Source organism: Ornithinicoccus halotolerans (assembly GCF_009602535.1).
In the GTDB taxonomy this organism is placed as follows: domain Bacteria; phylum Actinomycetota; class Actinomycetes; order Actinomycetales; family Dermatophilaceae; genus Ornithinicoccus; species Ornithinicoccus halotolerans.
Genome location: NZ_WIQI01000048.1, coordinates 1 through 20,854 on the forward strand (window position 1 = coordinate 1; position 20,854 = coordinate 20,854).

A 20,854-nucleotide genomic window follows, 5' to 3' on the forward strand; every position below is an offset into this window, starting at 1 on the left:
CGCGCAGCGCGTGGCCGCGGTCCCGGCCCCGCCGGTAGAGCCGCCCCCGGCTGCGGACCGTCTCGGCGGCCCGCACCACCACGGGCAGCGGCTCGGTGGCCAGCGGGCCCAGCCGGCGGCCACGCCACAGCGCCAGCGCGCCCAGCGCCAGCAGCAGCACCACCACCGACGGCGCGACCGCGCGGGGCAGCACGTCCAGCAGCGACTGCGGGTCCTCGCCACCGCCGTCAGCGGGCGTGGGCACCACCCACAGCAGGCGGGGGGAGCCACCCAGCAGCCGCAGCCCGGCGGCCGCGTTGGCGGCCTCGGTCACCCGGGCGTTGGTCAGCGCGGGGGCGAAGCCCAGCAGCAGCGTCTCCGGCCGGTCGGCCACGGCGGGGAACCCGAGCAGGTAGCCGGCGCTGCGGCCGCCCTGGTCGAAGGAGGCCGACGGCGGCAGGCACACCGTGACGTCGGTCCCGACGCTGCCGCCCTCGCCGGCCGCGTCCTGCTCGCCGGCCCCGGCCTCGACCTCCAGCAGCACCGACGCGCCCACGATGGTGTCACCGGAGCGCCAGCCACCCAGCTCGCAGTGGGCCGCCAGCGGCTCGTCGGTGGCGCGCTGCCGTCCCCGGACCGGCAGGTCCAGCAGCTCCCCGACCCGCGCGTGCGGCTGCAGCACCACCAGCCGGTCAGCCCCGGCGCTGGCCCGCAGCAGGCCGCGGGCGCGCTCCCCGGAGAGCAGCTCGGTCGACTCCAGCAGCACCGTGGTGCCCGCCCCGACGTCCGCGGCGCCGACGCTGCCGGCGCCGCGGACGACCTCGACCTGGACGCCGTGCTCCGCCAGCACCTGAGCCAGCGCCCGTAGCCCGTCGTCGTCAGGGTTGCTGGGGTCCAGGGGCCGGCTGACCGGCCCGGCCAGGCCGGTGGCCAGCGCTCCCGCGATGGCCACCGCGAGCACCACGCCCACCCAGAGCAGCAGCCGCCGGCTCACCGGGCGACCCCTCGCGTCGCGGCGGCGGGCCGCTGGCCGGCCAGCTCGGCCTGCAGCGCGCGGACCTCCTCGGCGGCGTCCCGCCCGGCGCGCTGCCCGCCGTAGCGCACTGCGTCGAACCGGTCACCGGCCCGGCGCAGCGCAGCGGCGTGGTCGGGGAAGGAGCCGGCCAGCAGGGCCGCTACCTCGTGGGCAGTCAGGCCGGGGGAGGGCGGCAGCAGGGCGCGCTCGTCGGCGTCGGCCGCGGTCGCCCGGTAGGAGTCCAGCAGCACGCCGTCCCAGTCGCCACGGTCGGCGGCCTCCCGTGCCCGGGCGCGGTAGTCGGCGGCGGTGAGCGCCGGGTCCTCGAGCACCCCGCCGCGCGGCGTCCGCGCGAGCGCGCGGGACCGCAGCCGGCCGCGGACGGTCAGCCAGGCGGTCAGCGCCGCCGCCAGCAGCACGACGCCCAGCAGGACCGCGGCCAGCCGGCCGGGGCCGCCGGCCAGCCCCAGCGCCCCGAGCAGGTCGCCGAGCAGGTCGACGACCCAGGTCACGGCGCGCTCGACCAGCGACGCGGGCCGGTGGTAGTCCGGGTGGGCGAGCTCCTCCGAGAGCAGCCGCCGCGCCTCGTCACGGTCCGGGTCGAGGCCGCCCGCCACGGCTGGCACGCTCACCGGCGTCCGGCGGACCGGGCGGCGCGCTCCTGGGCGGCCCGCGTCATCGCCAGGTTCAGTCCCTCCCGACGGATCCGCTGGTCCAGGTAGAGCAGCGCGGTCACCCCCGCGGTGAACGGCGTGGTGACGGCGTTGACCACCAGCTGCACCAGGTGGTCGGCGATCACGGTGAGCGTCAGCTGCAGCTGCGGGTCGGTCACCAGCTGGGTGGTGAGCCCGACCACAACGAGGCCGACCGGGCCGGAGACCATCAGGCTGAACGTCCCGGTGACCAGCGAGGCCAGGATGAGGATGCCCAGCACCCGCAGCGCCTGCCAGCCGGACGTGAGCCGCCAGGACCGGGCGATGCCGCGCAGCGGGCCGACCCGCTCGAGCACGACGACGACCACCCCGAAGGCCAGCCGCACCGTCAGCCACATCAGCAGCGGGACGGTGAGCAGCAGGAGCAGCACCACCAGCAGCACGGTCGCCGCCACCCCGAGGGCCTCCTCCAGGACCACCACCAGGCCGACCAGCAGCAGCATCACCGCGGTGGCCAGCACGACCACGGTCGAGGTCATGAGGAACACCCCGATCATCGCCGGGATGCGGCCGCGCACCGCGCGCCAGGTGTCACCGATCCCGGCCCTGGTGCCGAGCGCGGCCTCGCTGACCACGTAGACGACGAACCCGCTCAGCGCGTAGGCGGCCAGCGACGCCAGCACCGCCGGGAGCAGCGCGGTGAGCACCTCCACGTCCAGCTGCGACAGCACCGCCGTGCGCGCCAGGGCGACGCTGGCCAGCAGGCTCGGCACCAGGAACAGCGCCAGCAGCAGCACCGCCAGCCCGAGGGTGGCCTCCGGGTTGCGCCGCATGGTGCGCAGCGCGGCCCCGAACATGTCCCCCACCGTGAGTGGGCGCAGCGGCACCACCCCCGGCTGGTGCATCCGGGCCAGCTGCTCGGGCGGCAGCTGCTGCCAGGACGGAGGGCCGGGCGGGCCACCCCAGCCAGGCCCCGGTGGCGCGGCCGGCGGAGGAAGCGGCGGCCCCGCAGGCGGACCGGTCGGCGGGCCCCACCCCGGAGCGCCCCAGCCCGGGTCGCCGGGGGGAGGCGGTGGTCGTTCGCTCATCGTGTCCCCTCCCGCGCCGGCCCCACCAGGGACCGGCAGCGCTGCTCGGCTTGCTGCGCGGTCATCGGCTCTGCGCCGAGCGCCAGCTGACCCTGGACGATCGCCGGCTCGGTGCGGCGCAGCGTGTGCCCGCGCCGCCAGAGCGTCAGCGGCGGCTTGCGCCGCTCGGCCAGGTCACGGGCCAGCCGGCGGCCGAACGTCAGCCACGGCCGGTTGCGGATGCACCAGCCGGCCAGCAGCATGCCGCGCTCCCGCAGCGGGCCGATGGTGTGCGCCGCGAAGATGCCCTCCGCCACCACGGTGTCGGACCCGTCCAGGCGCAGCGTGTGGTGGCCGGTCACCGCGGAGCGGGCGATGTCGTAGACCGGTATTCGCGCCACGCCGGTGCGGCACAGCGTCCCCAGCGCCTCGACCGCCGCGGCCAGGTCCCAGGAGGCCGCGTCGTCCCAGTCGGGCACGCCCCAGGGGCTCATCGGCAGGCCGGGGTCCCCGGCGGGCAGGTAGAAGTCGTCCAGCTGCATCACCGGCCAGCCGTAGCGGCGGTGCAGCCGCTCGGCGAGCCGGGACTTGCCGGCCCCGCTCGGCCCGCACAGCACGAGCACGCGCGCGGTCGCAGCCGGGGCCGGGGGAGGGGGCACGCGGCCAGTGTAGGAGCGCCACGGCCCGTAGAATCGGCAGACCATGCCCCCGTCCAGCCCCGGCCAGCCGGCCCCGCGCCCGGAGCTCCCGCGCAGCTACCGGACTCTCCCGACCCAGGTCATCGGCTGGCTGCTGGTCCCGAGCACGCTGGTGGTCGGGGGACTGACCGCCCAGGCCGAGGGCGCCCGCGGCGCCGGGGCGCTGGTCCCGCTGGTCGTGGCGGCCTGCGTGCTCGCGGTCACCTGGGTGGTGCTGCTGCGGCCCACCGCCCGGCTGGAGGCCGGCGGCGTGCTGCTGAGGAACCTGGTCACCGACGTGTGGGTACCGTTCGAGCGGCTGGCCGAGGTGCGCCACCAGTGGGCGCTGGAGCTGGTCGACGAGGAGGGCACCACGCACAGCGCCTGGGCGGTGCCGGTCCGGCGGCACCTGCGCCCACCGAAGGAGCGGGACCTGGACAGCTTCGCCGACGCCACCCGCCGCACCCGCAGCGGCCGCGGCACCCACGCCGAGGCCGTCGCCGGTGACGTCGAGACCGCGTGGCGGCAGTGGCGCCGGGAGTCCGCCCCCCGCGCGGACGTCGCGGTCGAGAAGCGCTGGTCGCCGGCCGCGCTGGCACCGCTCGGCGTCGCCACCGTGCTGGTGCTGTTCGCGCTGCTGGTGTAGCGGCCCGCCCGCCGCCCGTGCCGGCTGCTACAGCGCGGTCAGCTCGGCCATCGCCTCCCGGGTGCGCGCCAGCCGGGCCGTGGCCTCGGCGCGGGCGCCGGCCAGCCGCTCCCGGTCGCCCGAGCCGTCCGGGCTGTCCGGGCCAACCGCGACGACCGCCTCGAGGTAGACCTTGAGCTTGGGCTCGGTCCCGCTGGGCCGGACGATGACGCGGGTGTCGTCGGCGAGGGTGTACCGCAGCCCAGGCGTCGGTGGCAGCCCGCCGGCCCCCTCCGACAGGTCCTCGGCGCGGGCCACCGGCACCCCGCCGAGCAGCTGCGGGGACTGCTCGCGCAGCCGCTGCAGCACCGGCGCCACCTGGGCGAGGTCCTGGACCCGCACGCTGAAGGCGTCGGTCTGGTGCACCCCGTGGGCCACGGCGAGGTCGTCCAGGGCGTCCTGCACGGTGCGGCCCCGCGCCCGCAGGCCGGCCACTAGCTCGGCGACCAGCAGCGCGGCGGTGATGCCGTCCTTGTCCGGGACGGTGGCGGGGTCGACGCAGTAGCCGAGCGCCTCCTCGTACCCGTAGGCCAGCCCGGGGACCCGGCCGATCCACTTGAACCCGGTGAGGGTCTCCGCCGACGGCAGGCCGGCGGCCTCGGCGACGGCACCGAGCATGCGCGAGGAGACGATGGAGCGGGCCAGCACCCGACGCTCTGCGGCCGGGTCGGCGAGGTCGCCGCCGCGGGCCACCAGGTGCGCCCCGAGCAGCAAGCCCACCTCGTCGCCGCGCAGCACCCGCCAGCCCTCGCCCTCGGGCACCGCGACCGCGCACCGGTCGGCGTCGGGGTCGTTGGCCAGCACCAGGTCCGGCGCCGGCCGCAGCCGCGCCGCGACCTCCAGCGCCGCGTCCATCGCCCCGGGCTCCTCGGGGTTCGGGAACGGCACGGTCGGGAAGTCGGGGTCGGGGTCGGCCTGGGAGGGGACCGGCTGTGGGGCGGGGAACCCGGCGCGGGTGAGGGCGGCGGCGACCAGGTCGGAGCCGACCCCGTGCAGGGCGGTGTGCACGATCCGCACCGCGCGGGGCGCCTCCGGGGCGACCACGGCGGCGGCGCGCTCCAGGTAGCTGTCGACGACCTCCTCGCCGAGGACCTCCCAGCCCTCGTCCGCGCGGGGCACGTCGGCGACCGCCCGCACCGCGTCGATGCGGGCGGCGATGGCCTCGTCGACCGGCGGCACGATCTGGGAGCCGTCACCGAGGTAGACCTTGTAGCCGTTGTCCTGCGGGGGGTTGTGGCTGGCGGTGACCATGACCCCGGCGTCGGCGCCGAGGTGCCGGGTCGCGAACGACAGCACCGGCGTGGGCAGCGGCCGCGGAAGCAGCACCGCGCGACCCCCGGCGCCGGTCACCACGGCCGCGGTGTCCTGCGCGAACTGTGCCGAGCCGTGCCGGGCGTCGTAGCCGATCACCACGGTCGGGGCCGCGGAGACCTCGGCCCGGAGGTAGCCGACCAGGCCGGCGGCCGCGCGGATCACCACGGCCCGGTTCATCCGGTGCGGCCCGGCGCCGAGCGCGCCCCGGAGCCCGGCCGTGCCGAACTCCAGGAAGCCCGCGAACCGCTCCGCCAGGGCCGCCTCGTCACGGGCCTCGACCAGCCCGCTCAGCTCCTCGCGGGTGACGGGGTCGGGGTCGTCGGCGGTCCAGGCACGCGCCTGCTCCAGCAGCCGCTCCAGCCGGTCCGGTCCCTGGCCCCTGGCCACGTCAGAGCCTCCCGACGATCTCGGCCAGCAGCCGTCCGCAGCGGTCCGCCGCCGCCCGGCCCGCCTCGATGACCTCCTCGTGCGACAGCGGGGCGGCGCTGATCCCGGCCGCCGCGTTGGTGACCAGGGAGACGCCGAGCACCGCCATGCCCTCCTGCCGGGCGGCGATGGCCTCCAGTGTCGTCGACATGCCGACCAGGTCGCCGCCGATGACCTTCGCCATCTGCACCTCGGCCGGAGTCTCGTAGTGGGGACCGCGGAACTGCACGTAGACGCCCTCGTCCAGGTCCGGGTCCACCTCGCGGGCCAGCTCGCGCAGCCGGGGAGTGTACAGGTCGGTGAGGTCGACGAAGGTGGCCCCCTCGATGGGGGACTGGCCGGTGAGGTTGATGTGGTCGCGGATCAGGACCGGCGTGCCCGGTGTCCAGTCCGGGTTGAGACCCCCGCAGCCGTTGGTCAGCACGATGGTGGAGCAGCCGGCCGCGGCGGCGGTGCGCACCCCGTGCACGACGCTGCGTACCCCCCGGCCCTCGTAGAAGTGGGTGCGCGTGCCGTAGACCAGCGCGCGGCGGTCGGTACCCTCGATCTCCACCGAGCGGACCTGGCCCTGGTGGCCCGCGACGGCGGCTGCGGTGAACCCCGGCAGCTCCGTGTTGTCGACGGTGGCGACGGTGCGGCCCAGCAGGTCCGCGGTCGGGCCCCACCCGGAGCCGAGGACCAGGGCGACGTCGTGCCGCTCGGCCCCCGTCCGCTCGGCGAGGACGGCCGCGGCGGCGCGGGCCACGACGGCCGGGTCGGTGGCGGGGTCGGACAGGTCGTGCTCAGACGGTGCGATCACGCGGTCAGGGTAACGATGGTTGGATGGGACCTGTGAGTGCGCAGACCTCTGTCGTGGTGATCGGTGGCGGACCCGGCGGCTACGAGGCGGCGCTGGCGGCGGCCCAGCTCGGCGCCGAGGTGACCGTGGTGGAGCGGCAGGGGGTCGGTGGCGCGGCGGTGCTGACCGACTGCGTGCCGAGCAAGGCCCTCATCGCGACCGGCGACTTCATGGACCGGTTCACCGCCGCCCAGACCATCGGGGTCGGGTTCGAGGGGGCACCGCAGAACCAGGGGGTGACCGCGCGGCTGCGGGACGTCAACACCCGGATCATGCACCTGGCGCAGGCGCAGAGCCGGGACATCGTGGAGCGGCTGGGCTCGGCGGGGGTGCGGCTGCTGGACGGCACCGGCCGGCTGCAGGGCCCGCACACCGTGGCGGTGGAGCAGGCCGGCGGCGAGCAGCACGAGCTGCGGGCGGACGTGGTGCTGCTGGCCACCGGCGCCAGCCCCCGGGTGCTGGACTCCGCCGTCCCGGACGGGGAGCGGATCCTGACCTGGCAGCAGATCTGGGACCTGCCGGCGCTGCCGGAGCGGCTGGTCGTCATCGGCTCTGGCGTCACCGGTGCCGAGCTGGCGCACGCCTACCTGGCGCTCGGCTCGGAGGTGGTGCTGGTCTCCTCCCGCGACCGGGTGCTGCCGGGGGAGGACGCGGACGCCGCGACGGTGGTGGAGGAGGTGTTCCGCCGGCGCGGCATGGAGGTGCTGAACCGCTCCCGCGCCGCGGCCGTGCAGCGCGACGGTGACGGCGTGGCGGTCACCCTCGAGGACGGACGGACCGTCGAGGGCAGCCACGCGCTGCTCGCGGTGGGCTCGGTGCCCAACACCGCAGCCATGGGCCTGGCCGAGGCCGGCGTCCGGCTCCGGCCGTCCGGGCACATCGAGGTGGACCGGGTCTCGCGCACGAGCGTGCCCGGCGTCTACGCCGCCGGGGACTGCACCGGGGTGCTCCCGCTGGCCTCGGTCGCGGCCATGCAGGGCCGGATCGCCATCGCCCACGCCCTCGGTGACGCCGTTGCGCCGCTGGCGCTGGGCCGGGTCAGCTCCAACATCTTCACCGATCCCGAGATCGCCACCGTGGGCATCAGCCAGCAGGACGTCGACGAGGGCCGGGTGGACGCCCGCTCGGTGATGCTGCCGCTGGCGCGCAACCCGCGGGCCAAGATGCAGAACGTCCGCGACGGGTTCGTGAAGATCTTCGCCCGGCACGGCAGCAACACCATGCTCGGGGGCGTCGTCGTGGCCCCGCGCGCCAGCGAGCTGATCTTCCCGATCGCGCTCGCGGTCGCCACCCGGCTCAACGTCGACCAGTTCGCCGCCACCTTCACCGTCTACCCCTCGATGTCGGGCTCGCTGGCCGAGGCGGCCCGCCAGCTGCACTCCCTGGAGGAGTAGCAGCACCGCGCTGCGAGGGGGACGGGCGAACGGCCCGGCTCAGCCGTCCACCAGGTCGCAGAGCGGCGCGCCGTTGCTGACGGTCTGGCCCACCTCGGCGGTGAGCCCGGTCACCACGCCGGCCTTGTGGGCGGCGATGGGCTGCTCCATCTTCATCGCCTCCAGCACCACGACCAGGTCGCCCTCGGCGACCTGCTGGCCCTCCTCGACGGCGATCTTGACGATGGTGCCCTGCATGGGGGCGGTGACCGTGTCGCCGGAGACGGCGGCGCCGCCACCGGCGGTGCGGCTGCGCTTGGGGGCCTTGCGCCGGCCGCTACCGGCCCCGCCGCCGAGCGCCAGCCCGGCCGGCAGCGAGACCTCCAGCCGCTTGCCACCGACCTCGACGACCACCTGCTGCCGCTCCTCCTGTTCGGCATCGGTGTCGGCGTCGGTGCCCGGCCCGGCGTACGGGGCGACGGTGTTCTCCCACTCGGTCTCGATCCAGCGGGTGTGGACCCGGAACGCCTCGCGGGGGTCCTCGGGGGCGAACGCGGGGTCCGTGACGACCGCCCGGTGGAACGGCAGCACGGTCGGCATCCCCTCGACCTCGTACTCCTCGAGCGCGCGGCGGGCCCGCTCCAGCGCCTCCCGGCGGGTACGACCAGTCACCACCAGCTTGGCCAGCATCGAGTCGAACGCCCCGGAGATCACGTCACCGGTCTCCACCCCGCTGTCCAGCCGCACGCCCGGCCCGCTGGGCACCCGCATCGCCGTGACGGTGCCGGGGGCCGGCAGGAAGTTGCGCCCGGCGTCCTCGCCGTTGATCCGGAACTCGATGCTGTGGCCGCGCGCCTCCGGGGCGGAGTAGCCCAGCTCCTCGCCGTCGGCGATCCGGAACTGCTCGCGCACCAGGTCGATGCCGGTGACCTCCTCGGTCACCGGGTGCTCCACCTGCAGCCGGGTGTTGACCTCGAGGAAGGAGATGGTGCCGTCCTGGCCGACGAGGAACTCGCAGGTGCCGGCGCCCACGTAGCCGGCCTCCTTCAGGATCGCCGTCGAGGCCCGCACCAGCTCGGTGCGCTGCGCCTCGGTCAGGAACGGCGCCGGCGCCTCCTCGACCAGCTTCTGATGCCGCCGCTGCAGCGAGCAGTCCCGGGTGGAGACCACCACGACGTTGCCGTGCTGGTCGGCCAGGCACTGCGTCTCCACGTGCCGCGGCTTGTCCAGGTAGCGCTCGACGAAGCACTCGCCGCGGCCGAACGCGGCGACCGCCTCGCGCACCGCCGAGTCGTACATCTCCGGGACCTCGGCCATGGTGCGGGCCACCTTCAGCCCGCGCCCGCCACCGCCGTAGGCGGCCTTGATCGCCACCGGCAGCCCGTGCTGCTCGGCGAAGGTGACGACCTCCTCGGCGCTGCCGACGGGGTCCTGGGTGCCGGGCACCAGCGGCGCGTCGGCCGCCGTCGCGATGTGGCGGGCTCGCACCTTGTCGCCGAGGGCGTCGATCGCCTCGGGAGGGGGGCCGATCCAGGTTAGCCCGGCGTCGGTGACCGCCCGGGCGAAGGCGGCGTTCTCGGCCAGGAACCCGTAGCCGGGGTGCACCGCGTCGGCACCGGAGCGCCGGGCGACGTCGATCAGCGCCTCCTGCACCAGGTAGGAGTCGGCTGGCGTGTTGCCCCCGAGAGCGTAGGCCTCGTCGGCGACCTTCACGTGCAGGGCGTCACGGTCCGGGTCGGCGTAGACCGCGACCGACCCCAGTCCGGCGTCCTTGCAGGCACGGGCGATGCGCACGGCGATCTCGCCGCGGTTGGCAATGAGGACCTTGCTGATCGGCATGGTGCGCAGCCTAGCCGCCCCCCGGAGCGCCCTCACGGACCCGCTCGGGCCGGGCTCTACAGTGTCCTGCGCACCCGAAGGCTGACGAGGAGGTCCTGCCGTGCTGCGCACGATGTCCCAACCGATGGTCCGGCTGGTCGAACGGTGGCTGCCGAACGCGTTCATCTTCGCCGTGACGCTCACCTTCGTGGTGGCGCTGCTCGCGCTCGGCATCACCGACTCCGGGCCGGTCGACGTCGTCCGCGCCTGGGGGGACGGCCTCACCGGGCTGCTGGCGTTCATGACCCAGATCTCGCTGGTGCTGCTGCTCGGCTACGTGCTGGCCCACACCGGACCGGTGCGCCGGCTGCTGGTGCGGCTGGCGCGGGTGCCGCGCACCCCGGTGCAGGCCTACGGGTTCGTCACGCTGTGCGCGGCGCTGGCGTCGCTGCTGACCTGGGGGCTGGGGCTGGTCGTCGCGGCTCTGCTCTCGATCGAGGTGGCCCGGGTGGGCCGTGAGCGGGGGCTGCGGCTGCACTACCCGCTGCTGGTCGCGGCGGGCTACTCCGGGTTCGTCGTGTGGCACATGGGCTACTCCGGCTCCGGGCCGCTGGCGGCGGCGACCCCGGACAGCTTCGTCGAGGAGCAGCTCGGCGGGGTGCTGCCGGTCACCGAGACCATCTTCTCCAGCTGGAACCTGCTGGCCGTGCTGGCCACCGTCGTGGTCGTCGTCGCCGCGATGGGGCTGCTGGCCCCCGGCCGCGGGGACCAGGTGATCGAGCTGCCCGAGGGCGCCGCGCTCGCCGAGGACGAGGACGTCGAGCTGGTGGCGACCACCGAGGGCCCCACCCCCGCTGACCGGATCGACAGCATGCGGCTGGTGACGCTGCTGGCCGGCCTGCTGCTGCTGGCCTACCTGGTCATCTGGTTCGTCCAGGAGGGGTTCGTGCTCACCCTGGACATCGTCAACTGGACCTTCCTGTGCCTGATCCTGCTGCTGGTCAAGTCCCCGCGGGAGCTGGGGCGGCTGGTGGCCCGGGCCGCCGGCAACGTCGGCGACATCCTGCTGCAGTTCCCGCTCTACGCCGGGATCCTGGGCATGATGACCGCGACCGGGCTGATCCAGGTCTTCTCCGACTTCTTCGTCTCGATCTCCAACGAGACCACGCTGGGGCTGTTCAGCTTCCTCGCCGGCGGAATCGTCAACTTCTTCGTGCCCTCCGGCGGCGGCCAGTTCGCGGTGCAGGCGCCGATCTTCCTCGACGCCGCACAGCAGCTCGGCGTCGACCCGGCGATCGTGGTGATGGGGATCGCCTACGGCGACCAGTGGACGAACATGATCCAGCCGTTCTGGGCGCTGCCGATGCTGGCGATCGCCCGGCTGCAGATCCGCGACGTCATGGGCTTCACCACCGTCACGCTCCTGGTCACCGGCGTGGTGTTCGGCGTGACGATGGTGCTGGCCAGCCTCTGAGAGCCACGCCGCCGGTGGCCGACGGCCGCCGGCTGCCGGCGGCGCCCGTCAGTAGCTGGTGGTCATGGCCGCCGGGAGCAGGGCGACTCCCAGCGCCAGCATCACCACCATGACCACGATCACGATCACCGTCAGCGCCAGGCCCACCACGCCCAGCCAGAAGCCGACGGTGCCCATGGCGCCGTTGGTGGCGGTGCCGGCCGCCTCCGCGGCGGCGGCCTTGCGGCCGTAGATGATCGCCACGATCCCCAGCGGCCCGCACACCACCAGCGAGAGGATCCCGCAGACCAGGGCGATGACGCCGAAGCTGTTGTCGCGCTCGGGCGTCGGCCCGCCCGGCTGGTACTGCGGCGCGCTCTGGTACCCGTACGGTGGCGTGCTCATCGTCCCGGTGTCCTCTCCCGTGGTGGTCGACCCGGCGCCACGCTACTACCGGTCCCGCTCCTGGCCGGGCTGCCGGGCGGCGGGCTCACCGGCCAGCTGCCGCAGGTCGGCCAGGCAGCGACGCTCGACCTCGACCAGCTCGGCGAGGGCGGCGTCGATGTCGTGTCGGCGCTGCTGCAGCTGCGCTCGCTGCTCGGCGACTCGCTGCAGCAGGTAGCGCAGCTGGCCCACCTCGCCCGGCTGCTCGTCGTACATGCCGATGATGCGCCCGATCTCGGCCAGCCCGAACCCCAGCCGCCGCCCCCGCAGGATCAGCTCGAGGCGGACCCGGTCGCCCCGCCGGTAGACCCGCTGCGGGCCGCGCCGCTCGGGGGAGAGCAGGCCCAGCTGCTCGTAGTGGCGCAGCGTGCGGTGGGTGACGCCGAGCTCGTCGGCGAGCTCGGCGATCGTCCACGTCCGCTCGCTTGTCATGACCGGAGATCGTGCTTTACGTTGACGTCAACGTCAAGCACTGCTGCCGAGAGGGCCCGACCGCCGATGTTCGAGCTGACCCAGGACCACGAGGAGTTCCGCCGCCTCGTCCGCGACTTCGCCGAGGCCGAGGTCGCCCCCCACGTCGAGGAGTGGGACGCGGCCGCCCACTTCCCGGCCGAGCTGGTGCCCAAGATGGGCGAGCTGGGCCTGTTCGGCCTGAACGCCCCGGAGGAGTACGGCGGGGCCGGCCTGGAGGAGGGCGGCTTCACCTACCTGTGCCTGGCGATCGAGGAGCTCGGCCGGGTCGACCAGTCGATCGGGATCACGCTGTCGGCCGGCGTCGGCCTCGGGATCAACCCGATCCTGACCTACGGCTCCCGGGAGCAGAAGGAGCGCTGGCTCCCGGACCTGGTGGCCGGCCGGACCCTGGCCGGGTTCGGCCTGACCGAGCCGGAGGCGGGCTCGGACGCCGGTGCGGCGCGCACCCGGGCCCGGCTCGAGGACGGGCAGTGGGTGATCGACGGTGCCAAGTCCTTCATCACCAACTCCGGCACCGACATCACCTCCGTGGTCACCGTCACCGCCCGCACCGGCCAGCGCGAGTACGGCAGGCCGGAGCTGAGCGCCATCTGCGTGCCGGCCGGCACGCCCGGCTTCATCGTGGAGCCGGCCTACCGCAAGCTCGGCTGGCACCTGTCCGACACCCACGGGCTGACGTTCGAGGGGTGCCGGGTGCCGGAGGAGAACCTGCTGGGCAGCCGCGGCGAGGGGTTCAAGCAGTTCCTCAAGACGCTGGACGACGGGCGCATCGCCATCTCGGCGCTCGCGGTGGGCTGCGCGCAGCGGATGCTGGAGGAGGCGAGCAGCTACAGCAAGGAGCGGGTCGCCTTCGGCCGCCCCATCGGGGTCAACCAGGGCGTGTCGTTCCAGGTCGCCGACCTGGCGGTGATGGTGGAGGCGGCGCGGCTGCTCACCTACAAGGCGGCCTGGCTCAAGGACGAGCAGGAGGCCGGCCGGCGCAGCATCGCCGAGGTGAAGCAGGCCGCGGCGGTCGCCAAGCTCTACTCGACCGAGGCGGCGGTCAGCTCCACCCGGGTCGCCACCCAGCTGTTCGGTGGCAACGGCTTCATGGAGGAGTTCCCGGTGGCGCGGTTCTACCGGGACGCCAAGATCCTCGAGATCGGGGAGGGCACCTCCGAGGTGCAGCGCATGGTCATCGCCCGCGGCCTCGGCCTCCCGAGCGACTGACGGCGCTGGCACGATGAGTGCTATGGCTGACGACGCTGCGCAGCAGCCGCCCGCGGTGGCAGACGGGTCCGACCCGCGGGTGGCCGACGTGCGGCGCCGGTTCGAGGCCGCCCACACCGCCTCGGCAGCGCCGACCGAGCGGGGCCGGGCCAAGCTGGCGGCGCAGGGCAAGCTGTACGTCCGGGACCGGATCGCGCTGCTGGTGGACGAGGACAGCTTCGTCGAGGACGGCCGCTACGCCAACGCCACCGCCGACGGGCTGCCGGCCGACGGGGTGGTGACCGGCCGCGGCGAGGTCGACGGCCGGCCGGTGATCGTGGTCGCCAACGACCCGACCGTCAAGGCCGGCTCGTGGGGGGCGCGGACCGTGGAGAAGATCATCCGCGCCACCGAGGCCGCGCTGCGGGAGGAGCTGCCGGTCTTCTGGTTCGTCGACTCCGCCGGCGCCCGGATCACCGACCAGGTCCAGCTGTTCCCCGGGCGGCGCGGCGCGGGACGGATCTTCCACAACCAGGTGGCGCTCTCGGGCAAGGTGCCGCAGGTGTGCTGCCTGTTCGGCCCGTCGGCGGCCGGCGGTGCCTACATCCCCAGCTTCACCGACCTGGTGATCATGGTCGACGGGAACGCCTCGATGTACCTGGGCAGCCCCCGGATGGCCGAGATGGTCGTCGGGGAGCGGGTCTCCCTGGAGGAGATGGGTGGCGCCCGGATGCACTGCACCGTCTCCGGGGTGGGCGACCTGCTGGCCGCCGACGACGCCGAGGCCATCGAGCTGGCGCGGCTCTACTTCTCCTACCTGCCCGACAGCTGGCGCTCGGGTCCGCAGCGGTACGACCCGGAGGAGCCGGTGCTCCCGCTGACCCGGCGGACGGTCCCGGAGGACGAGTCGCGCCCGTTCGACGTGCACGAGGTCATCGACGGGCTCGTCGACGCCGACAGCTTCTTCGAGATCAAGCCGCTGTTCGCCCCCGAGCTGGTCGTGGGCCTGGCCCGGATGGCGGGGGAGACGGTCGGGGTGCTGGCTAACAACTCCGCCGTCAAGGGCGGGGTGCTGTTCACCGACTCGGCCGACAAGGCGGCACGGTTCATCTGGCTGTGCGACGCGTTCAACATCCCGCTGCTGTACCTGGCCGACGTGCCCGGGTTCATGATCGGCAGCGAGGTCGAGCGCGGGGGCATCATCCGGCACGGCGCCAAGATGGTCTCGGCCGTCTCCGAGGCGACGGTGCCGCAGTTCTGCGTGGTGCTGCGCAAGGCCTACGGAGCGGGGCTGTACGCGATGGGAGGGCCCGGCTTCGGACCCGACGCGACGCTGGCGCTGCCGACGGCCAAGATCGCGGTGATGGGCCCGGAGGCGGCCGTCAACGCCGTCTACGCCAACAAGATCGCGGCGATCGAGGACGAGGCCGAGCGGGAGGCCTTCGTCGCCGCCCGCCGGGAGGAGTACCTCGCCGACGTCGACCTGGAACGGCTCGCCGCGGACCTGGTGATCGACCAGGTCGTCGAGGCGGAGGACCTGCGCGCCGAGCTGTTGCGCCGGCTGCGCTACGCCGCTGGGCGGGACCGGCACTTCGCGGAGAAGCGCCGCGGGGTCCCGCCGGTCTGAGCCGCTGGGTCAGCCGGCCTTGACCAGGCAGAACGGGTGCCCGGCTGGGTCCAGGAACACCCGGAAGCTGTCCGGGTAGGGCTGGTGGTCGGCCTTGCGCGCACCGATCTCGAGCACCTGCCGCTCGCCCTCGTCGAGGTCGGGCACGTCGAAGTCCAGGTGCAGCTGCTGCGGGCGCTCGCCTTCCGGCCAGGTGGGGGCGGTGTGGTCGGGCACCTTCTGGAAGGCCAGCGTCGCCCCGTCCTCCCGGGCCAGCTCGACCCAGGAGTCGTCGTCGTGCGGGCTGACCTCCCAGCCGGTGATCTCGGCGTAGAACCGCGCCAGGGCCTCGGTGTCCGGGCAGTCGAGGGCGGCCAGGGAGAAGCGGGCGATGGGGGCCATGCCCGCCGACAGTACTCGCCCCGGGCGGGCGCTGCTACGGGGTGGCCTCGTGGCCCGGCTGGCCGGGGGAGCGGCGCTGCTCCTTGAGCCGGGCCTCGTGCAGGTGCCGCGTCCCGCCGGCGAGCCGGTCCCGCGCGTCCTGCTCCAGGCCGCGGAAGAGCGACCAGTAGCCGTCGTCGTACTCCTCCACGAGCTGGAAGGTCCAGCGGCCCGGCACCACGTTGCGGCCCAGCAGCTCGGTGTCCAGCCGGTCAGCCAGCTCGGTGTGGCCCGCCTGCCGCAGCAGCGCCACCGCGTCACCGAGCGCGAAGTCGGCCGATCCGGTCAGCTGGTGGAAGGTGTAGAGGTGGCCGCGGGCGCGCTCCACCGTCTCCAGCGCCTCGCTCAGCTTCCCCAGCGCCTCGACGGTCGTCTCGTCGACGTCCGGCGGTGTGCGGTGGGTGTCGTCGGGCAGGTCACCGTGCATGGCAGCAACCTACTGTCCGGGTGCGCCGGCGGCAGCCCGGAGCGGGCACCGGCGGAGCATCGGGGACTCAGCCCGTCGTCGGCGCCCGGAGGGTGTGCCAGGGCACGCCGAGGCCGGCGAGCAGGTCGCGGAGCACGGGCAGGCCCACCCCGACCACCGTGTGGTAGTCGCCCTCGATGCCGGTGACGTAGGGACCACCGAGGCCGTCGACGGTGAACGCGCCGGCGACCCGCAGCGGCTCGCCGGTGTCGACGTAGGCCTCGATCTCCTCCTCGGACAGGTTCGCGAAGTGCACGGTCGTCGACGAGGTGGCCCCGGTCTGCCGGCCGCTGCCGCCGTCGTCGGGGGCGCGCAGATCCACCAGCCAGTGGCCGGTATGGAGCACGCCGCTGCGGCCGCGCATCCGTCGCCATCGGGTGATGGCCTGGTGGGCGTCAGTGGGCTTGCCGTGCACCTCCCCGTCCAGCTCCAGGACCGAGTCGCAGCCGAGCACGATCGGCCGGGCCGCGTCCAGTGCCTCGCGCGGGTCCGGGCCGGCAAGGTCCGCGGCCACCCGCTCGGCCTTGGCGCGGGCCAGCGTCAGCGCGACGTCGACCGGGTCCAGCGGGCCGTGCCGGGCCTCGGCCCTCCGCAGCGCCGCGTCCTCGTCGACCCCGGAGACCTGGACCAGGGGCTCGACGCCGGCGCTGCGCAGGGTGGCCAGTCGGGCGGGGGAGGCGGAGGCGAGCAGGAGCCGGGTCACGGCGCGAGGCTACCGGCCGAGGATCCGGGCGGCCCGTCGCAGGTCCGCCCGCACGGCCGGTCCCGCGACCAGGGTCAGCAGCCGGCCCAGCCCCCACCGCGCGCGGACGCGGTAGGTCGGCACCACCTCACAGCCGTCCCGGGCTGCCACGAAGTCCAGCCGCAGCCAGGCGGTGACGCCGTGCCAGGCCCCGACCTCCTCCCACCGGCGCGGCCGGTCCAGCCGGCTCAGCGTCATCCGCGGCCGCACGCCGACCACCGTGACGTCGGTCCAGGTGGTGCCGGCGCGCGCCGGCGCGTCGCTCACGGCGCGCACGTCCCGCAGCGAGGACTGCCACTCGGGGCGGCGTGCCGGGTCCACGAGATAGTCGAAGGCGACCTCGGGAGGCACCGGGAACGGCACCGGTCGGGTCATCGGCTCCTCCTTCGTGCTTCGCGGGTGGCGCTGTCCGGCCGCACCCACGTCCCGGCGTGGGGGACGGCAGCGGCCCACGCCCCCGGGAGGGGACGTGGGCCGCGGGCGGGCAGGCGAGGGCTGGGTCAGCCCTTGCCCTTGCCGTAACCCTTGCCGGGGCCGCCGTCGTCCGGGCGGTCGATGGTGAACGAGCTGCTCGTCCAGGTCTCGACGTGCTCGGGGTTGCCGGCGTCACCCAGGGCGTTGACCACGGTCAGCTCCAGGACGTAGTCACCGTCCGGGACCTGCTTGCGCTTGTCGTTGCCGTGGTTGTGCGACCGGGTGCCGTCCCAGGCCCAGGCGGTGAACGCGTTGGGCCCGCCGGAGCGGCCGAGGAACTGCTCGGCCATGGCGACCGAGAAGACCTTGTGGACCGGCCGGCCCTTGGTGCCGTCCTCGGTGGCGTGGTAGACCCGGAAGGTCGCCCGCTGGGCGGGGTGCACCAGGTGAACCAGCGCCGTCGGGACGTCGCCGTCCTCCATGGAGTAGGTGGGGGTCTCACCCTCCTCGGGCAGGCTCCACGAGCCGTCCTTGACACAGTCCACGCCGATGAACCGGTCGCAGCCGGTCAGCGTCGCCATCGTCGGGAAGACCGCGTGGTCCAGCAGCGACACGTCCTGATAGTCGCCGTCGAAGCCGGCGTAGGGCACCCGCAGCTGTGGCGCGTCCTCGGCGGTGAAGCTGATCCAGCCGCCGTACTGGGCCAGCACGTCCTCACCGCTGTCGTGGATGGTCAGCGTCACGTCGGCGGAGCCGCCGGCCGGCACGGTGACCGACTCCGGTCCGTCGACGGTGGCCAGCGGCCCGTAGAACGTGGGGTCGTTCGGGTTGCCGCCGGTGGCCACGCCGCCCTGCTCGCCGACCGCGTAGGTGACGTCGCTGTCACCGTCGTTGCGCAGCGTCAGCGTGACCTCGTGACCGCCCTCGACCGACTCGCCGAGCGACAGCTTGCCCGGGGACACCGAGGTGGTGGCCAGGACCGCGTCGTCGATGTCGAGCATGCCCGCACCCTGCCGGTGGACCGGCTCCGGGAAGCCCGCGCTCGGCGCGAGGCTCCACGGGGCCGGGTCGGCGCTGTTCTGCAGGATGGGCCGCACGTCCTCGGGGGCGGTGTCCGGGCGCTCCTCCAGCAGGAGGGCGACCGCGCCGGCGGTGTGCGGCGCCGCCATCGAGGTGCCGGACAGGACCGCGTAGCCGCCCTGCTCCAGCGGGTACGGCGCGTTGATGTTGCCGCCGGGGGCGCCGATGTCCGGCTTCAGGTCCAGCTCGGCGGTCATGCCGTAGGAGCTGAAGCTGGAGATCAGGCCGCCGGTCGGGCTCGGCGCCACGACGGTCTGGTCGGTCCAGGTGATCTCGGTCTCGCCGGAGGTGACCAGGTCATCCAGCAGCTGCCCGTCCTCGGCGAAGATCGAGGCATAGGGGATCTCGACCGGCGGCTCACCGGTCAGCGAGGGGTTCACGATGCCCGGGGCGTTGTTGTAGAGGATTACGCCCGCGGCGCCGGCCTGCTGGGCGTGGACGCCCTTGAGGTGGAAGGTGCACCCGCCGCGCTCGACGAGCACGACGGTGCCCGACAGGTCCTGCTCGGTCGGCGAGCACAGCTGCGCCGCCGTGCTGCCCGGGTCCCCCAGCCGCGACAGCGTCGCGGTGCCGGAGGTCGGCGGCTCGGGCGCCGGTGACCCCACCACGTAGGGCACCGCGACCTCCTCGCCGTCGACGGTGACGGTGAAGGCGTTGGCCTCGAAGTGGGTGTTGTCGAAGGAGGCCACGCCGATGACCTTCTCGCCGACGCCCGGGGCGCCGGCCGACCAGGTCCCCGCCGCGCCGGAGTTGCCGATCGAGGCGACCACGACCATGCCGGCGTCGACGAGGTTGTCGCTGCCCACGGCGGTCGGGTACTGCGGCCAGGTGGCGAAGGCCGAGCCGATCGACATGTTCAGCACGTCCATGCCGTCCTGGTAGGCGCGCTCCATCGCCTGCAGCATGATGTCGGAGGTGGTGGACCCGTCGCAGCCGAACACCCGGTAGGCGCCGAGGGTCACCTCGGGCGCGACCCCGGTCAGCTCGCCGTTCGCACCGACGATGCCGGCCACGTGGGTGCCGTGACCCTGGCAGTCGTCGGGGTCACCGTCCGGGTTCGGCTCCGGCTGGTAGCTGTCGCTGCTGGCGTCGGCGTTGTAGTCGTCCCCGACGAAGTCGTAGCCGTAGGCCACTCGCTCGGTCGGGAACTCGGTGCTGTCGGGGGAGCCGTTGCCGCCGAAGTCCGGGTGGTCGTAGTCCACGCCGGTGTCCATGACGGCGACCTTGACGCCCTCACCGGTCAGCCCGAGCTCGCTCTGGGCGATGTCGGCGCCGGTCATCGCGGTGGCGAAGGTGAGGTCGGGCCGCTCGCCCTCCAGCGGCTCCGGCGCCTCGACCACCGTGACCGGGAAGACCGCCTCGACCTGGCTGGCGCCGGCTGCCTTGCGGACCTGGGCCTCCGAGCCGCGCACGGTCACGCCCTGCCAGGCGGTCCCGAAGCGCTCGGCCACGGCGACCTCGGCGCCCAGGGAGCGAGCCTCGCGCTCGAACGCCCGCTGCGTGGCGCGGACCTGGCTGACGGTGCCGCCGGCCGCGGTGGGCTGCCCCTGCAGCTGGACGAACCAGGAGTTGGGCACCGCCGTGACGCCCTCCGGCGTCTCGGCGGTCACCGGGTGCTCGACGCCGTGCTCGGACGCGGTGCCGAGGGTGCGCTCCTCCGTGGGGTCGGCCGCGACCGCGGGGGTCAGCCCCGCGGCCAGCAGGGCGGCGCCCCCCAGACCGGCGAGGAGCCGGCGAGCCCCGCTGTGCTCCCGCCAGGGGTGGGGTCGGTGTTGCATGCGTGCTCCTTTGTCAGGAACGGGATGGGTGCGCACCATCCTGACGGACGACAGCGTCCGATCTACCGCCTGCGGCGTAACGATTTGTTAAAACAACGCTCAGCGGGTGTGCAGCGCGTGGCCAGCACCGGGCCACTGCGATAGTGGCGCCGTGACCCCGTCGGTGCTCTCGGTGAACCTCGGCCGGTCCCGCCCCACCGCGACCAACCGGTGCGGCCGGACCGGGATCGACAAGCGCCCGGCGGCCGAGCTGTGGCTGCGGGCACCAGGCGTGGCCAAGGGCGTGAGCGGGGCGGTGGGTGACGTCATCGGGGACACCCCGCACCACGGCGGGGACAGCCAGGCCGTGTACCTGGTCGCGGCCGAGGAGCTGGCGCACTGGAGCGGCGAGCTGGCCGGTGAGCGGCTGCCCGCGCCGCTGCGGCTGCCGCTCCCGCCGGGTGCGTTCGGGGAGAACCTCACCACGACCGGGGTGGACGTCGACGGCTGGCGGGTCGGCACCCGGCTGGCGGTCGGGGAGCAGGCGGTGCTGGAGGTGACCGGCCCGCGGGTGCCGTGCGCCACCTTCGCCGAGCGGATGGGAGTGCGCGGCTGGGTCCGGCGGTTCGCCGAGCGCGGGCGCACCGGCGCCTACGCCGCCGTGCTGGAGCCCGGCCCGGTCCGGCCCGGGGACCGGCTACGGGTGCTGGACGTGCCCGGGCACGGCGTCGACGTGCCGCTGGTCTTCCGCGCCCTCATGGGGGACCGGGCAGCCACCCGGGCGGTGCTGGACGCCGGCGCGCTGCGGCCCGACGTCCACGCCACGCTGGCGGAGCGGGCGGCGGCCCGCGGCTGACGCGGAGTGGCCTCCACGAACGCCAGCAGCTCACGCAACGCCCGCCTCCGATCTTCCTCGGCCTCCTGATAGACGCTCTCATAGCTCA

General features: G+C 74.6%; 20 protein-coding genes. 6 read left to right on the forward strand and 14 right to left on the reverse strand.

Translation table 11 applies throughout. From position 1 onward, the window contains the following. From GFJ45_RS09635 to GFJ45_RS09650, 4 genes are all read right to left on the reverse strand, one after another. The coding region (locus GFJ45_RS09635) for a DUF4350 domain-containing protein (protein ID WP_194288606.1) at window positions 1-973 on the reverse strand (973 nt) is incomplete at its 3' end. Beyond that, window positions 970-1,611: a DUF4129 domain-containing protein gene (locus GFJ45_RS09640; protein ID WP_153396593.1), complete on the reverse strand. Its 642-nt coding sequence runs from the start codon at window positions 1,609-1,611 to the stop codon at window positions 970-972. The genes GFJ45_RS09635 and GFJ45_RS09640, both read right to left, overlap by 4 nt. A gap of 11 nt (window positions 1,612-1,622) precedes the next feature. Beyond that, window positions 1,623-2,552: a hypothetical protein gene (locus GFJ45_RS09645; protein ID WP_153396595.1), complete on the reverse strand. Its 930-nt coding sequence runs from the start codon at window positions 2,550-2,552 to the stop codon at window positions 1,623-1,625. 179 nt (window positions 2,553-2,731) lie between these two features. Beyond that, complete coding sequence (locus GFJ45_RS09650) at window positions 2,732-3,373, reverse strand: uridine kinase family protein (protein WP_228386795.1); 642 nt, start codon at window positions 3,371-3,373, stop codon at window positions 2,732-2,734. A gap of 43 nt (window positions 3,374-3,416) precedes the next feature. Here GFJ45_RS09650 and GFJ45_RS09655 point away from each other — a divergent pair, with 43 nt between their 5' ends. After that, on the forward strand, window positions 3,417-4,037 hold the full coding sequence (locus GFJ45_RS09655; protein WP_153396598.1) for a hypothetical protein: 621 nt from the start codon (window positions 3,417-3,419) through the stop codon (window positions 4,035-4,037). A gap of 27 nt (window positions 4,038-4,064) precedes the next feature. Here GFJ45_RS09655 and GFJ45_RS09660 read toward each other — a convergent pair whose 3' ends face one another. Next, window positions 4,065-5,777 (reverse strand): phospho-sugar mutase, encoded by a 1,713-nt coding sequence (locus tag GFJ45_RS09660; RefSeq protein WP_228386796.1) that lies wholly within the window; start codon window positions 5,775-5,777, stop codon window positions 4,065-4,067. 1 nt (window position 5,778) lies between these two features. After that, window positions 5,779-6,615, reverse strand: a complete 837-nt coding sequence (locus GFJ45_RS09665; protein ID WP_407670389.1) for a purine-nucleoside phosphorylase — start codon at window positions 6,613-6,615, stop codon at window positions 5,779-5,781. Window positions 6,616-6,638: 23 nt separating this feature from the next. Between GFJ45_RS09665 and GFJ45_RS09670 the strand changes: the two genes are divergently transcribed. Further along, on the forward strand, window positions 6,639-8,048 hold the full coding sequence (locus GFJ45_RS09670; RefSeq protein WP_153396600.1) for an NAD(P)H-quinone dehydrogenase: 1,410 nt from the start codon (window positions 6,639-6,641) through the stop codon (window positions 8,046-8,048). Window positions 8,049-8,087: 39 nt separating this feature from the next. Here GFJ45_RS09670 and GFJ45_RS09675 read toward each other — a convergent pair whose 3' ends face one another. Beyond that, the gene (locus GFJ45_RS09675; RefSeq protein WP_153396602.1) at window positions 8,088-9,866 is read right to left on the reverse strand and encodes an acetyl/propionyl/methylcrotonyl-CoA carboxylase subunit alpha; all 1,779 of its coding nucleotides are present in this window, start codon (window positions 9,864-9,866) and stop codon (window positions 8,088-8,090) included. A gap of 112 nt (window positions 9,867-9,978) precedes the next feature. Between GFJ45_RS09675 and GFJ45_RS09680 the strand changes: the two genes are divergently transcribed. Continuing rightward, window positions 9,979-11,319: a short-chain fatty acid transporter gene (locus GFJ45_RS09680; protein WP_153396629.1), complete on the forward strand. Its 1,341-nt coding sequence runs from the start codon at window positions 9,979-9,981 to the stop codon at window positions 11,317-11,319. Between the two features lie 48 nt (window positions 11,320-11,367). Here GFJ45_RS09680 and GFJ45_RS09685 read toward each other — a convergent pair whose 3' ends face one another. After that, window positions 11,368-11,703, reverse strand: coding sequence for a DUF4190 domain-containing protein (locus GFJ45_RS09685; protein ID WP_153396604.1), 336 nt, complete (start codon window positions 11,701-11,703; stop codon window positions 11,368-11,370). Between the two features lie 45 nt (window positions 11,704-11,748). Then, on the reverse strand, window positions 11,749-12,174 hold the full coding sequence (locus tag GFJ45_RS09690; protein WP_153396606.1) for a MerR family transcriptional regulator: 426 nt from the start codon (window positions 12,172-12,174) through the stop codon (window positions 11,749-11,751). Between the two features lie 66 nt (window positions 12,175-12,240). On the opposite strand from GFJ45_RS09690, the gene GFJ45_RS09695 reads away from it, so the two are divergent. Both GFJ45_RS09695 and GFJ45_RS09700 read left to right on the forward strand, forming a co-directional pair. Continuing rightward, window positions 12,241-13,425: an acyl-CoA dehydrogenase family protein gene (locus GFJ45_RS09695; protein WP_153396608.1), complete on the forward strand. Its 1,185-nt coding sequence runs from the start codon at window positions 12,241-12,243 to the stop codon at window positions 13,423-13,425. A gap of 22 nt (window positions 13,426-13,447) precedes the next feature. Continuing rightward, a complete protein-coding gene (locus GFJ45_RS09700) occupies window positions 13,448-15,031 on the forward strand; it encodes an acyl-CoA carboxylase subunit beta (RefSeq protein WP_153396610.1) in 1,584 nt (527 codons plus the stop codon). 9 nt (window positions 15,032-15,040) lie between these two features. On the opposite strand, the gene GFJ45_RS09705 is transcribed toward GFJ45_RS09700, so the two are convergent. From GFJ45_RS09705 to GFJ45_RS17000, 5 genes are all read right to left on the reverse strand, one after another. Beyond that, the gene (locus GFJ45_RS09705) at window positions 15,041-15,412 is read right to left on the reverse strand and encodes a VOC family protein (RefSeq protein WP_153396613.1); all 372 of its coding nucleotides are present in this window, start codon (window positions 15,410-15,412) and stop codon (window positions 15,041-15,043) included. Window positions 15,413-15,446: 34 nt separating this feature from the next. Next, window positions 15,447-15,878 carry a hypothetical protein gene (locus GFJ45_RS09710; protein WP_153396615.1) on the reverse strand — a complete coding sequence of 144 codons (432 nt, stop codon included), beginning with the start codon at window positions 15,876-15,878 and terminating at the stop codon, window positions 15,447-15,449. 67 nt (window positions 15,879-15,945) lie between these two features. Then, on the reverse strand, window positions 15,946-16,620 hold the full coding sequence (locus tag GFJ45_RS09715) for a Maf family protein (protein WP_153396617.1): 675 nt from the start codon (window positions 16,618-16,620) through the stop codon (window positions 15,946-15,948). A gap of 9 nt (window positions 16,621-16,629) precedes the next feature. Then, window positions 16,630-17,034, reverse strand: coding sequence for an SRPBCC family protein (locus GFJ45_RS09720; protein WP_153396619.1), 405 nt, complete (start codon window positions 17,032-17,034; stop codon window positions 16,630-16,632). Window positions 17,035-17,159: 125 nt separating this feature from the next. After that, window positions 17,160-19,931 (reverse strand): S8 family serine peptidase, encoded by a 2,772-nt coding sequence (locus GFJ45_RS17000; RefSeq protein ID WP_153396621.1) that lies wholly within the window; start codon window positions 19,929-19,931, stop codon window positions 17,160-17,162. Between the two features lie 151 nt (window positions 19,932-20,082). On the opposite strand from GFJ45_RS17000, the gene GFJ45_RS09730 reads away from it, so the two are divergent. Further along, window positions 20,083-20,766 carry an MOSC domain-containing protein gene (locus GFJ45_RS09730; RefSeq protein ID WP_228386797.1) on the forward strand — a complete coding sequence of 228 codons (684 nt, stop codon included), beginning with the start codon at window positions 20,083-20,085 and terminating at the stop codon, window positions 20,764-20,766. The last annotated feature ends 88 nt before the right edge of the window (window positions 20,767-20,854 follow it).